A 12670-nucleotide genomic window follows, 5' to 3' on the forward strand; every position below is an offset into this window, starting at 1 on the left:
TCTTGACATAAAGCTTGATCAGTAATTCATCAAAACAAGGTACAACAAAGTAACTAAACGTATCAGTAATGTCAAAGTATAGCAAGCATTTCTATCATATTTATGTTGGAGCGTTCGTGGCTCCAGTTTAATTAATCTCATTTCCTTTAGTTTTTAAGGTTGAATCTTCATATATTTAAGAAATTTATTTGATTCAAAAATGAGAACAGAATTTCTGAAATCTTAACTAAGCATGTCCCTTGTCGTTAAACAATTCTCTTGTTACTCTATTAAAGGATTTGGGAGAAACAAGTAATAAAGCCATTTTTCCTCTTTGTGAAGCGAAGAGAGTCTTTGAGTACACAGATTTAATGGTGTTTTACTTATTTTGTTACACTCTCACTTTCTAAACGAAATCATTCGTAATTTCAAATGTAGAATGTGAGGTTTTTTTGATGAAGCGTTATGCTTTTTCTTTGTTGTTACTACTTAGTTTATTGGCTACTGTGTTAATCATTTATCAGCTAGAATTTGACTTGAATTCTTCACCCCTTCCTTTTATCTTACTTCCTATTTTGCTACTTATGACGTGGATGAATGGACGTATAAACTTCTTGATTCTCGTTACTTATACATTAGGTCTTGGGTTTGTATATTTAGTTTTATCTTGGTATAACGCAGCTACGAACGAACAACAACTTTTTTACATCGCTCAACATCTACTTTCTTCATTCGGTGTCTTCCTTTACTGGCTTTTTCTACGACAACTCCGAAGTATTTTTGAGAACAATAAGGAGCTACAAGAACGAGTAAAATTGCTAGAAGGGTTTTCTGAATCACCGCAACTTTTGAGTTATAGTGAGTTTTTAGATCGAACAGATTTTTTAATTGCAGGAGCGAAGCGTCGTGAAGAAAAGAACATATTATTCCATATTCAAATTCCAGCTACTAAATTTAATAAAAAAAGTATTATGCAACAATTGACGAACGCTGGTTTAAAGGTTTTCCGAGCGCATTTTGATGTCATGTCTCAAAGAAACCGTCAAGAATTTATTATTTTTCTTCAGAATACAGATTCGACAGGTGCTAACATTGCTTGGTCACGATATGAAAAAGAACTAAGGAATCGATTTACGACCGTCGACTTCCCATTTGAATTTTCACAGTTACATGTAAATAGTTCTGTTGAAGAAACATTAGATCAACAAGAGAGGGTGGACAAATGAATATTATCCTCAATGTGATCATGAGTATTTTTTGGTTACTTCTGTTGTATTACTCGTATTTAACGGTTGCTGGTATTTTAGATCGTTATAGTAAAAAAAAGACCGTTAAATTGGTACATTATCCAACAGTTGCCGTTCTCATTCCAGCATACAATGAAGGAATTGTCATACGCCAAACACTAGAAGCGATGTTGGCTATCGAATATCCAGGTGACCTAGATGTTTTTTTACTGGATGATCAATCACAAGATGATACAAGCTCTATTGCCCTAGAGTTCACTACAATGTTCAGCCGCATGCATTATGTAAAGGTTCCGAAGGGTGACCCTATTGGTAAATCACGCGTCTTGAACTATGGTCTTTCCATAACAGATTCGGAGTATTTTTTGATTTTTGATGCAGACAATCAACCAAAGCCGGATACTGTCACAAGACTTGTCGAACAAGCGCATTCAACGAAAAATGCCTGCGGTGCTGTTGGAGTAGTCAAAACGATTAATGCGACGACAAATATGCTGACTCGCATGATTGCAATCGAGTTTCAAGTATTTCAACTTATTATGCAGAGTGGGCGATGGAAAGCATTTAAGACGGGTTCTTTGGCTGGAACGAATATGCTTTTACGACGTGATGTAATTGAAAATATTGGAGGATATGATCCTTATGCATTGGCGGAAGATGCGGAGCTAACGATGCGTATCACAGCGCTAGGTTATACATTACCGGTCGTTTATGAAGCTGAAACATGGGAGCAAGAACCGGAGACGATGAAAGTATATATGAAACAGCGAACACGATGGATGTTAGGAAATATCTATCTTTTAGAAAAATCTATACGTACATGGGAATTTTGGAAAGGACGGACACTTGTTCACTCTTTACAACACATCATGACTTATCTCTTGTTTATTTTTTTGTTATTGATTTCTGACATCGTTTTGGTTTTAGGGTTGTTCGGCTATGCATTTGATCAAGCAACGACACCCCTTATTCTTTTTTGGTTCATGACGTATCTTGTTTATACAATTCAAATTTTAGCAGCGCAAGAACTTGAAAAGACCGCTACCCCCAGTAATGTATTCGTCGGACTAATTATGTATTTCACTTACGCCCAACTATTCGTCATCCTTTTATTCCGCGGCATCTTCGCCTATATCAAAAGCAAAATGCGGAAGGAAGTCATCGTATGGGATAAGACCAAACGGGTAAAAGTCGAGACATGAAGAAACGATTTGTTAGCACATTGGTACTATTACTAGTGGCCTTGATCAGCATATGGTATTATTTCAGCCCATTACAGAAAGATTCGGCAATAGAATTAATTGAAAATGACTACATGAAGAATAGTTTAATTCATGCTTATGACCGTCCAAACACTCAAATCCTCTCAGAGAGTCTCGGACAATATATGCAGTATTTATTGTTGAAAGGCGATGCTGATAGATTTGAAGGACAAGTAAAAGTACTTAAGTCACATTTTTTAAAAGTACAAGGTCCGGATACTTTCATAAAATGGGAATTAGGTAATCAAACGACTACAAACGCACTGATTGATGATTTGCGCATTTCTGAAACTTTAATACAGGCAGGGCATCGGTTCAACGAACCTGCATATACGCAACTTGCTAATCAGATTGAAACAACGCTATTGAAACATCAATTTCTAAATGGACAATGGGTAGATTTTTATGATTGGAGATACAAAGAAGCTACATCAGTCCTCCACTTGAATTATCTAGATTATGAGCCATTGAAACGACTTCAGTTGCTTCAACCAACTAAGGACTTACTAAAAAATGCTCCACAAGTAGGACCATTCACTCCAGAACTTTATTTTTCTAAGAAAAATGAATTCAAATGGGCGAATGAAAAGACCGTCAACATGATTGATCAAGTCCTGATTGCACGATTGAAGTTTAGTCTAACAGGCCGTATCGATTCAGACTTTAATCGTTTCATAACAGAAGAACTTCAAGAAGGAAAAATTTATGCACACTATAACCGGTCTTCGAAAATCCCTTCGACTAAACATGAATCTAGTTCTGTCTATGCGCTATTACTTCCGATTGTATCTAGTTCAGAACAGTCTATTATTCTGAAACGTCTTAACTCTATCCATACAGTGAATCCAAGTTCTGTTCATGTATTTGATGTATTGAATAAAGCAATAGAGACACACTAAATAGATAATTTGAAAAGTAAAACTTGCCAATCTATTGGTTGTTTGTATTGCTTTAATTGTAGTAATACTTTTCATTTCAAACACTAAAAATCAACATCTTGAAAGATATAGATTAGTAGCATCGAAAAATTAAATGTAACTTAATTGCACTTAAACTATTTTTAATCCGAATAAAAATCTAATAGAATGAGGGATACGTTATGAAGAAAATACTACTGTTCACTTTAATATCGATTTTATTGTCGGCTTGTAGTCTAAACGACTCTAAACTCAGTTTTAGTGAGATAAAAAGAGTGCCAGACAACGTACAGGCAAAGATTGAACCGAATTCTACTTTGCAATTACTTAATGAACAAGAAGAAGTATCCTATCTTGTTTATCAAACCAAAGGTACCGTTGCTACTGATCTTGAAGTTCAAAAAGAAACAGTACAGATAAAATTAGATGTATCAAACAATGATAGTGATGAGGTTAAACAGCATGTCTACAAATTAACACTGGACCCCAATCATGAAGTAATTGATGTTTTTATAAATGGTAAGTCTACTTCATTTGATAAAATTTCAAACTTGTAAAATGTATTAAATAGCATAGACACGCTGACATGAAGCCCGAATCTATACACTGGAGTGAGGTCATCTATCCAAATAATGTAATCAAAAATGAGGTAGGTCAGTCTGAATATTCTTACGCGGTCAATCTTGAAAGTAAGTTGAAACAAACATGACTGACGTCAGCGGATTATAATAATGCTGGAGGTAAAGCAATATATGAGACCAACTCTTACTAAAGACATGAACGTGCAAAGCTTTAAAGATTATTACTGGTTAAAAGAAGATCTAAAAACATTTTGTAGCGAGCATGGAATGAATGATTCTGGTTCTAAAGTTGAGTTAGCTGATCGAATCGAACTTTTCCTTCGTACGGGAGTAAGACCTACCTAAACATTAACTGGCGAATGAATAAATAGTTTTAGCAATAAAAGGCTTCATTGTTTGGTCAACACCAGTTCCATTACGAGATAAGTCTCCCTATATGGCGTAGTGCCTCCTCGAAGCTGTGCTCTCTTGGAGGTTTGAACGGAGTGGCAGAAATGTTCGTTGTCCTCTTGTTTGATAATGGTAACCGCCTTAACCGCGCCACCTATTCTTAAAATCAACAAATACCAAAAAAGGCCGGAGAATTTTAATGTCGATTCTTTTAGAGATCGTGAATGAATAAAGCAACAGCATTCTTTTGCAGATAAAAGAATGCTGTTGCTTTATTCCCGTTTTCAAACCTCATTTGTGTTCGTAATCCAGCCAATCAGACTCAGATGTTCGTCGCTTCTATAAGCTGAAAAAAGTATGTAGAGTCATTCGTTTTGTTGAGTCCATACCAGGCTGATAAAGTATCCGGTGCAAAAACGTCTAATGCTTCAATCACTTCTTTTGCAAACTCAAGAGGAGCCAGACCGGTCGCCGTGATCAGATTCTTGTCTCTTACTGCGGGAAGTACTTGATACAGTGATCTTCCTCTATAGGTTGGGCTGACCGACTGAAGATACAATAGATCGTTGCTAGTATGCTTATGAGAGTCTAGATGACCTGTGTTCGCCAAACCTTCCGTAGCGCCACAAATTGCAGCTACCAAGGTACCCGATGTCAAGGCATCACCAACTTTTTTCAGCATAGGGGAATGTATGGATTCACCCCAAGTATTTCCGCCTGGTAATACCAACAAATCCTCATTAGTTAATCTCATCTGCTCAACTGTAATGTCCGGTACCACCTTCAAACCGCCCAAGGTCGTAATTGTGCCCGGATCTATTCCTACCGTTCTTACCGTAAAAGAAGGGACGTTCTTTTTAAAATACCTTCCTGAGTTTAATTCGGTCATCAAATATCCGTACTCCCAATCAGCAATCGAGTCAAACACATAAATATAAGCATGTCGTTTCATGAAATCGCTCCTATCAAGTTTGATATGAAGCAAGTATAAGTTGCCTTACCTGACAACTATAGTCAGTGAAGTCAGAATTCATCTATGGAATTCAACTAGCTCTAATATGCGTTCCACGACCTTATTTCTAAAATCGATAGGGGAAATGACTCGGATCGATTTACCGAACGCTATAATCAGTCCTGGAATTTGATCTTCTAAGACGGACTGTTCTAAAGTGAATACGACTTTTCTCTTACTTTGGTGTTTGAGGCATTTCTTTAAGTACCAATGGCCGCATATCTCTTCAATTGCCGACTCATTCCCCTCTATGACCAATTCAGTCAACGATTCATCGTTCACGGTGTTCGGAAGAAGATTCTGCAGAAAAGATTCCGTCCCTGAAAAGTCAGCAGGACGATCGAACTGTACTTCAGTCAGGGATAAATGTTCGATACGGTCTATCTTAAAACTACGGATGGAGTCTCTGAGATGACATCGACCGATGACGTACCAGTTGTTCCTCCAATAAATGATTTTATACGGATCTATCAACCGGATTTGAGCGTCTCGTGCATTTTTACTACGGTATTTTATCGTGATACTGAATTGTCTTGCTATGGTACGTTCTATGTCCCTTAAGTGAGGTACGGACTTCGGTAGATCCATCTTCCGATGATTTATGACCTCAAGACTATGGATACACTCCTGTACCTTCTCGTTCTGTCTATGATTTGAATTTTTATTTATTTTTGCAATTGCTCGACTCAGCGCTTCATTTCCGTAGTATCCAGCTTCACTTGCGAAAGTAGCCGCATGGTACATCGCAGCCTGTTCCTCAAGGTCAAAATATAAAGGGGCTTCCTTAAAATGATTCAGTAGAGTATATCCACCATTATGACCAGTCTCTGCTACTATCGGGACCCCACTTGAGCAAAGAGTTTCAATATATCGATAGACTGTTCTGACGTTCATCTCAAGATGCTCTGAAATCTGATTTGCAGTGACTTTTTTCTCGGATTGTAACATCCATAGGATGGCCAGTAAGTTATCGCTTTTAGCCACAAAAATCTCCCCCACTTTTTCTGTCGATTTTAACATGCATGTTACTTTTTTTTGGTTCGAAGGTTTATCAAATTGAGTTAAATGTTATGGACAGTTCAAACGGAGCACACTTTATCGAACGTCTGTCATTCAAGATTCAGTCCGATTTAATACATTTTTTCTTTTATGGTATTAGTTTATCCTCCAAAGACTTCTTCACGTAATCTTGAGACTTGGGCATTCAAGTTTACAATGGAACTTTTTTTATTAAACAATGAGATGACTTCCTCAAATGAGATAGATTCACTTCCTGATGAATTGACCATCATTTCAGTTAAATACATGGCATAGGCATCAAGCATATCTTCATCGTCACTTTGCTCAATCTTTTTAATCAATTCACGAACCAAGCCTTTTATATCCTGACGTAAAGTCATCCAATAGGAGTAGGCTTCTAAAATAGCGTCCTCATCATTACCTTCGACTATTTCATAAATTTCTTCCATCGTAGGAAAGCCTACAAAAACATCATCCAAATCAAGTGGCTCACTCTTCTGAACATAAAGCTTGGTCAGTAATTCATCAAAAGAATATGCTATCAAGTGATTAGAGACATCAGAAATATCGAGGCACCAAATGGATGGGTTATTCGAATCATCGCTAAATTTAAAATAATACCAGTAGATACCCTCAGATTCAGCGAAGATCATATTTTTACCGTGTATACCCCATTCAGGTAAAATACCTTTATATAAATTATAGGTATCGTATGTTAAGGATTCCATAGCATAGAACGGTAGATGTAACGTAAAATCAGGCTCTGACCAGGTATTTTCAAAATCTACAGATATAGCATTAAAAACAACCTGTCCGCCGTTCTGTTTCTTTAATTTTTCAATGTAGCTTTTAGGAAATTGAACGTTTAGTTCGTTTTGAAGTTGCGTAATTTCAACATCGTTTAAAAAGGGTTTAGTGCCACCCTCTACTTTTTCACACCAAAAAATCAAATAAAGACCTTCTTCCTCAGAAAAATTTATGCACGTCTCTTATGTATTCATAGTAGTAATTGGATTGATTGAAATCTTGCTCTATTTGGCTTGTACGAATCGACAGTTTCTCACGCAGCGTCTACTTTCAAAGCTACTAAAGAGAATCAGTTCTCTTAAGATGGTTAGGGGTTAATGAGAAGTACATAAGCGAAGAAGAACGGATCCAAGGAAAGGGATGAATCATAAGTCGCTCCAAGAGTAATTCGACGAGTTCGATGGGCTTACGTCGATTTGAAGTAGGGAACTTGCTCGACTTCTTTTCCATCCGCTTCCATTGCTGATAGATAGCATGATATATGAACAGCCCATGGTTCCTGTTCTCATCCTCCGATAAATCCCTACCTTCTACGGAAGAAGACATGTAATTCACAAGTATCTGCCAATGGCCGGGGGACTCATAAATCAGCATGTCGCTCAGGTACCTTGCCCTCGACGTCAACAGCATTGTAATCGAGACGTCTATCCGAGATGGCGTCTTCGACTCCATTAGGCTTTGCGCATAATGTGACTTATATAGGATCAAGTAGAATCACCAGCTCCAACAGGCGACAGGTCTACCTTCCGTTTTCCACGTACCGGCCTAGAACACCTTCAGCCGGCCCTCCCAGAGTATATTACCGATAATAAATGTATTGTGGATCGAAATATTACCTTAACTGGTTCGCTTCATTGGAATTCTCCTACTTGAACATAACATGGGTATTTTACCCATAAACGTGCAGCTACAGATTATAGATCTTCATCATCGCGTCAATAATTTTATTCAATGTCTTCGCTTTAATCAGAAATGCTCTCTGACTCATCGTCCAGCTCGCATATACTATACTACGGAAGGACGTTCAGTAACGATAAGGGAACAAGGTGAGGGGCACACAGGAAACCCTAAGCAAGAGATGTTCAAAAGCGACCGTTCCCTTTCCACCCCCACCGGAGTAGGCGAGAAGCCCCCTCTTTCGAGGAGTATGAATCGCACGTCCTTCCCTCTCCCTCCTCACCACCTACCTAAATGATTAGTCATATCCGTCAAAACTATATGTCTCATTAACAGAAAAATACTATAAATTATGAGACTAGAAAGACCATGGGACGGGATTAGGCGCCGAGAGGGAGCGAGGTCGCTAGCGACCGGCGTCCTGAAGAACTCTCCCGCCCTATCTGACTCATAAATGTGTTATGTCAACCAAATGTCTCTATCTTAATTTACTTGTGATAATTATGTATTATCACAAGTAGCTATTTGTTATAATAAATTTAGATATCCTATGTAATACAATTAAATTCTATGCAATTTCAGTATATATACATATGTATATTAGTCGTAATTTTATGTAATACATAAATAACTTATGTTTTACTTAGTGAACGAACAAATAAGTCGTCAAAAGAGGAAGCGTTGAGTAGAGAGAGCGGAGGATAGATGATGAACGAAGAAGGAATGAACGAAATCATGATTAAAGAAGAAGCAGCACTCGCATTTGCCGATAGCCGGGAAAAGTTGCTCGCGGTATTAGAGGACGATCACTTGAATATGGAAGCACTCAGCGATCTCGAGATCTTCGAACTATTCTGGGCAACTGAATTGTTTCCGATTTATAGTCAAAAAAGCCCGCATACCAAGCGGGCTTACAAACAAGATCTCGATTATATTCTACGTTTCTTTGTGACGAAGACACAGGGCGTCAAACACCTGACGATTCTTAATCTGCACGAGTACCTGAAGGATGTCCATGACCAGTACGCGCCGCGGACCATCAAGCGGCGTAATGCCATGCTGCGACGCTTCCTCCGTTTTTTACACGTCAATGACTATCATGCACGCGATCTGTCACTACAAGTGAAAGACCAGATGAAACCTGAGCCATTACGGCGCAAAATTGATTTCGACGAGATGGAAGCAATTGCCCTCGCCTTTCGTCATACGGTGAAGCAAAAAAAGAACCGCGAGCTGTTGCAACTACGTAATGAAACGATAGGGTATCTGCTACTAACTACAGGGATGCGCGCTTCTGAATTACTATCACTTCAGTTCAGTCATGTTCACGAAACATCTTCTATGAGTTATATCGAATTTAAAGGAAAGCGTGAAAAATGGCGACGTATCCCGCTATCCCCAAAATCAATCCACCTTATCAACCGTCTGAAAAAATTAATGCACATTGAAGGAGTGATAAATCTTCATATTTGTTTCAATGTTCGAGATGAAAATAATCCTATTTCGTATGAAGCATTGAGACTCATCGCAAAAACAGCCTCTATAAAATTGACGACATCAAACAATTCGCCCCACTGGTTCCGACGATCTTTCATAACAAAACTACTAGCGAATGGTATTTCTTTATATGAAGTCATGAATCTTGCGGGTCATGAATCCATTTCAACCACTAATACTTACCTCCAACAAATACAAAAGGCTAATTTAACTGTGAGTCCTTTCGAGTAATACTTTTATAGAGATTATAAATTAAATACTAAAACGTTATGAAAACAAAACATGAGCTCTTATAATAACTTAAGAACAAACTAGTGAATGTTCCTAGTTTAGGAACTAAAAGAATGAAAGTAAGAATCACTTAAAGTTTAATTTTTCGGCTTCCAATAGCAATTTAACGCTCGACATCCTTCTCTTTCATATACGTTAAAAAATAAAGTGCTGTTAGTGAAAAGAATTATCTTCATTAACAGCACTTTATCTTATTAATTTGTTTACAACTTAATTCTCAAGTATTTGGTTCGACTCATTAAGATTATCTTCGAGATGACGAACCTGACGAAGCTTATTCAAAGCAAATTCTTCACTCATTCCCAACTCTTTAAACAGAAGAACAGTTACAAATGCCTTTAATATTTGTATAGCATAATATCTATCTTCAGTCTCAATAATATTTTGATTATTTGGATCATAGTGAGTCAAATAGTTTCTTGTAGTGACTATTCTTTGGAACAGACTACCAGGAACACTGTTATCACTATTAAATAAAAACAACTTAGTCTCTGGTTGAAGGCTTCTAGCGAGATCTTTGATTCGATAGCTTAATGTACGCTCATTTCCATATGGTAAAGAATTCAAAAGTTTAGGTTTCAATTCTCGAGGAGCCTCATTTTCAATAAACTCTCTCATTATAGCTTGAAAAGCATTATAGTCCACTTCATCGATTATTCTCCCATCGAAACTTCTTCTATGATAAACTTCAATCGCTTGTATATAATTTAAAAATGTCGAAGTAAGGTTCATAGTTTTATAAAATTCATTCGTATATAGATCATATACTACATCTAGATAACTTTCTTTTTCGAACCAGTTATTTACTATACAAGGGAATAATTCGCTTATTTCAGGATATTGAATAGTAAAATCGTATGGAAGGATTTTTTCTTTTATCTCGACTTCATTGATTTGATCATAAAACCATTTATAATCTTTTTTCACCTGACGTTCTCTACCTACAATAATTTCCGTCTCTTCTACGCCCTTAAAGGAAATACTTTTGGCGTAAATACTGTGACCAGTTAACAATGTTAAAAGTTTCTGCATCGAAAAAATTTTATCTAAATACCATTCGAAGCCTTTGCTAGTATTAGCTGTTAATTTAAATAGACTAGTAAAGGAAATATCTGCTTTTTCATGCCGATCGTTATTCCAATTAAAGATTCCTGTGTTCTCTAAAACAGCATCAATTGATGGTAATTCAATATTCATGTTTTCAGGATGTATCGTTTGTAGCTGTTGACCGACAAATCGCTCTTCATCAAAAATTGCTGATGTATGGAGAACATTCACATCAAGCCATTTTGCCATATAAGTAAATTCAACACTTAAAGATTCTAATTCAAGGTCATTTACGTTAAGAACGTGTCTTCCCACTAAAAATTCAGATACATCATAACTTTCTACTTGAAATCCAGGGAAGTTCATTTTGGAATTAGATAAATTATATGAAAAAATAGTAATTTCTTCACCATTTTCGGTAAATCCCCAAATAACTTCCGAGAGTCCATTGTCATTATTTTCCGTTTCGACTTCTTCCTCCGTTTCAGATCCTGTTTCCACTTCAGCTTCTGTTTCTAATAAAATTTCTTCTTCCACAGATGAACTTTCTTCCATCGGAATTATTCGTCTTACAATTTGTTGATTTGAATTTTCTAATTTCCCGAAAATCTCTAGAGTGGTACGATTATTTTTACGAATCAAGGTCCCTGGAACATTATCTTCAGTTCCAGGAATCCGCCAGTAACCACGAACCTCAAATTCATCATATAAAGATTTTTTTAAAAGTTGAGTACTAGACATTAGATTATCCCCTTCTCAAATAATTTTTAATAAACACTTACAATTAACCTTCTTTTTTAAATAGCTCTCTTAAAGCAAGATTCACAGTAGCAGACTTCACACCTCTTTGTCCTCTTTGCTGAAGACTGTTTAATACTTTTGATAAATCCTCTTCTATATAAAACCCGGTATATACCGTATTACTTCTTTTTGCATTCAAAATTTCTTTTAGAGCACTATTATTCACGTTTTCACTATTGTTATTGCTAGTGTTATCGAACGGATCATTAGCAACTTCATTAAAACCCTTTAGCTTTCTTTCTTTATTACCCATTTCATAATCTCCTTATCCAAGCTTCAATTCTTTTAGTAATTCACTGTATATTTTTGCACCTTTAGAAGTAGGGGCTGCTAGAGACAAAGGTCTTTGATCAAAACCAACACTAGAAGCAAACTCAATGGTTGTCGGTATAAATGTTTTAGTAACCCTTATTTTTGAGTTCATTGCATAGTCTTGTAAAAGTTCCATAATCCCTCTATGTAAAAGTGTTCTTTGATTTACTAGTGTAGGAACAATCGCTCGTACACGTAACTCAGGATTCATTTGACTCTTAAAATCATTTACTATCTTCAAGGTCTTCTGTAGTGAACGCATAGCATATTTTTCGGGTTGGAATGGAATAATCATATCTTGGCATGCCATTAAAATGTTTCCTTATATTAAATTGAAGTTTACTTGAGCATACAATGATCTCGTAGCTAGTTTTTTATATTAAACGTTAAATATAATTAATAAATAGATATTGATTAATATACAAGAAAATATAAAACTTTCCTGCTCGTTATACTAATTTTATCGTCGTGTTTTTTTTATATTAAACGACCGTTTTATATAATACTTTTTAAAATCCAATAAAATGGCTCATCACCATAACACGTGGTTGCTATTTTAACCACCAAGCTCGAGGCGCAATCTCAAAAAGAATCGTTCGAGGTTTCGGTA

Annotated in this window: 12 protein-coding genes; 6 read left to right on the top strand and 6 right to left on the bottom strand. The window is 36.6% G+C overall.

Annotation, left to right across the window (positions count from 1 at the left end; all coding sequences use genetic code 11):
* Nucleotides 1-434: 434 nt before the first annotated feature.
* The 5 genes from KNQ07_RS15325 to KNQ07_RS16290 all read left to right on the top strand — a co-directional run bounded on the left by KNQ07_RS15325 (nucleotide 435) and on the right by KNQ07_RS16290 (nucleotide 4331).
* Complete coding sequence (locus KNQ07_RS15325) at nucleotides 435-1205, top strand: hypothetical protein (protein ID WP_214767758.1); 771 nt, start codon at nucleotides 435-437, stop codon at nucleotides 1203-1205.
* The gene (locus tag KNQ07_RS15330) at nucleotides 1202-2428 is read left to right on the top strand and encodes a glycosyltransferase family 2 protein (protein WP_214767760.1); all 1227 of its coding nucleotides are present in this window, start codon (nucleotides 1202-1204) and stop codon (nucleotides 2426-2428) included. The genes KNQ07_RS15325 and KNQ07_RS15330 overlap by 4 nt, the downstream gene beginning before the upstream one ends.
* The gene (locus KNQ07_RS15335) at nucleotides 2425-3387 is read left to right on the top strand and encodes a hypothetical protein (protein WP_214767762.1); all 963 of its coding nucleotides are present in this window, start codon (nucleotides 2425-2427) and stop codon (nucleotides 3385-3387) included. Before KNQ07_RS15330 ends, KNQ07_RS15335 begins: the two co-directional genes overlap by 4 nt.
* Before the next feature lie 200 nt (nucleotides 3388-3587).
* Nucleotides 3588-3962 (top strand): hypothetical protein, encoded by a 375-nt coding sequence (locus KNQ07_RS15340; protein WP_214767765.1) that lies wholly within the window; start codon nucleotides 3588-3590, stop codon nucleotides 3960-3962.
* Nucleotides 3963-4181: 219 nt separating this feature from the next.
* Nucleotides 4182-4331, top strand: coding sequence for an SAP domain-containing protein (locus tag KNQ07_RS16290; RefSeq protein ID WP_285801142.1), 150 nt, complete (start codon nucleotides 4182-4184; stop codon nucleotides 4329-4331).
* A gap of 367 nt (nucleotides 4332-4698) precedes the next feature.
* On the opposite strand, the gene KNQ07_RS15345 is transcribed toward KNQ07_RS16290, so the two are convergent.
* The 3 genes from KNQ07_RS15345 to KNQ07_RS15355 form a co-directional block, all read right to left on the bottom strand.
* Nucleotides 4699-5328: a type 1 glutamine amidotransferase family protein gene (locus tag KNQ07_RS15345; RefSeq protein ID WP_214767768.1), complete on the bottom strand. Its 630-nt coding sequence runs from the start codon at nucleotides 5326-5328 to the stop codon at nucleotides 4699-4701.
* A gap of 78 nt (nucleotides 5329-5406) precedes the next feature.
* Nucleotides 5407-6372 (bottom strand): helix-turn-helix transcriptional regulator, encoded by a 966-nt coding sequence (locus KNQ07_RS15350; RefSeq protein WP_214767791.1) that lies wholly within the window; start codon nucleotides 6370-6372, stop codon nucleotides 5407-5409.
* 176 nt (nucleotides 6373-6548) lie between these two features.
* A complete protein-coding gene (locus KNQ07_RS15355) occupies nucleotides 6549-7358 on the bottom strand; it encodes an SMI1/KNR4 family protein (protein WP_214767771.1) in 810 nt (269 codons plus the stop codon).
* Between the two features lie 1462 nt (nucleotides 7359-8820).
* On the opposite strand from KNQ07_RS15355, the gene KNQ07_RS15360 reads away from it, so the two are divergent.
* Nucleotides 8821-9840, top strand: a complete 1020-nt coding sequence (locus tag KNQ07_RS15360; protein WP_214767774.1) for a tyrosine-type recombinase/integrase — start codon at nucleotides 8821-8823, stop codon at nucleotides 9838-9840.
* Between the two features lie 270 nt (nucleotides 9841-10110).
* Here the strand turns inward: KNQ07_RS15360 and KNQ07_RS15365 are convergent, their stop codons facing one another.
* Genes KNQ07_RS15365 through KNQ07_RS15375 form a run of 3 tightly spaced genes read right to left on the bottom strand, consistent with a single transcriptional unit; the run spans nucleotide 10111 to nucleotide 12370 of the window.
* Complete coding sequence (locus tag KNQ07_RS15365; protein WP_214767777.1) at nucleotides 10111-11688, bottom strand: ApeA N-terminal domain 1-containing protein; 1578 nt, start codon at nucleotides 11686-11688, stop codon at nucleotides 10111-10113.
* Nucleotides 11689-11731: 43 nt separating this feature from the next.
* Entirely contained in the window at nucleotides 11732-12001 is a 270-nt protein-coding gene (locus tag KNQ07_RS15370) for a hypothetical protein (RefSeq protein WP_214767782.1), read from the bottom strand.
* 12 nt (nucleotides 12002-12013) lie between these two features.
* Entirely contained in the window at nucleotides 12014-12370 is a 357-nt protein-coding gene (locus KNQ07_RS15375; RefSeq protein WP_214767785.1) for a ParA family protein, read from the bottom strand.
* Between the last annotated feature and the right edge of the window lie 300 nt (nucleotides 12371-12670).

Source organism: Exiguobacterium sp. s145, assembly GCF_018618835.1.
Taxonomy (GTDB): domain Bacteria; phylum Bacillota; class Bacilli; order Exiguobacteriales; family Exiguobacteriaceae; genus Exiguobacterium_A; species Exiguobacterium_A artemiae.

Excerpts from the sequence above, each read along its gene's own strand:
- KNQ07_RS15325 (WP_214767758.1), top strand. The coding sequence starts at position 435 with ATGAAGCGTTATGCTTTTTCTTTGTTGTTACTACTTAGTTTATTGGCT.
- KNQ07_RS15330 (WP_214767760.1), top strand. The coding sequence starts at position 1,202 with ATGAATATTATCCTCAATGTGATCATGAGTATTTTTTGGTTACTTCTG.
- KNQ07_RS15335 (WP_214767762.1), top strand. The coding sequence starts at position 2,425 with ATGAAGAAACGATTTGTTAGCACATTGGTACTATTACTAGTGGCCTTG.
- KNQ07_RS15340 (WP_214767765.1), top strand. The coding sequence starts at position 3,588 with ATGAAGAAAATACTACTGTTCACTTTAATATCGATTTTATTGTCGGCT.
- KNQ07_RS16290 (WP_285801142.1), top strand. The coding sequence starts at position 4,182 with ATGAACGTGCAAAGCTTTAAAGATTATTACTGGTTAAAAGAAGATCTA.
- KNQ07_RS15345 (WP_214767768.1), bottom strand. The coding sequence starts at position 5,328 with ATGAAACGACATGCTTATATTTATGTGTTTGACTCGATTGCTGATTGG.
- KNQ07_RS15360 (WP_214767774.1), top strand. The coding sequence starts at position 8,821 with ATGAACGAAGAAGGAATGAACGAAATCATGATTAAAGAAGAAGCAGCA.
- KNQ07_RS15365 (WP_214767777.1), bottom strand. The coding sequence starts at position 11,688 with ATGTCTAGTACTCAACTTTTAAAAAAATCTTTATATGATGAATTTGAG.
- KNQ07_RS15370 (WP_214767782.1), bottom strand. The coding sequence starts at position 12,001 with ATGGGTAATAAAGAAAGAAAGCTAAAGGGTTTTAATGAAGTTGCTAAT.
- KNQ07_RS15375 (WP_214767785.1), bottom strand. The coding sequence starts at position 12,370 with ATGGCATGCCAAGATATGATTATTCCATTCCAACCCGAAAAATATGCT.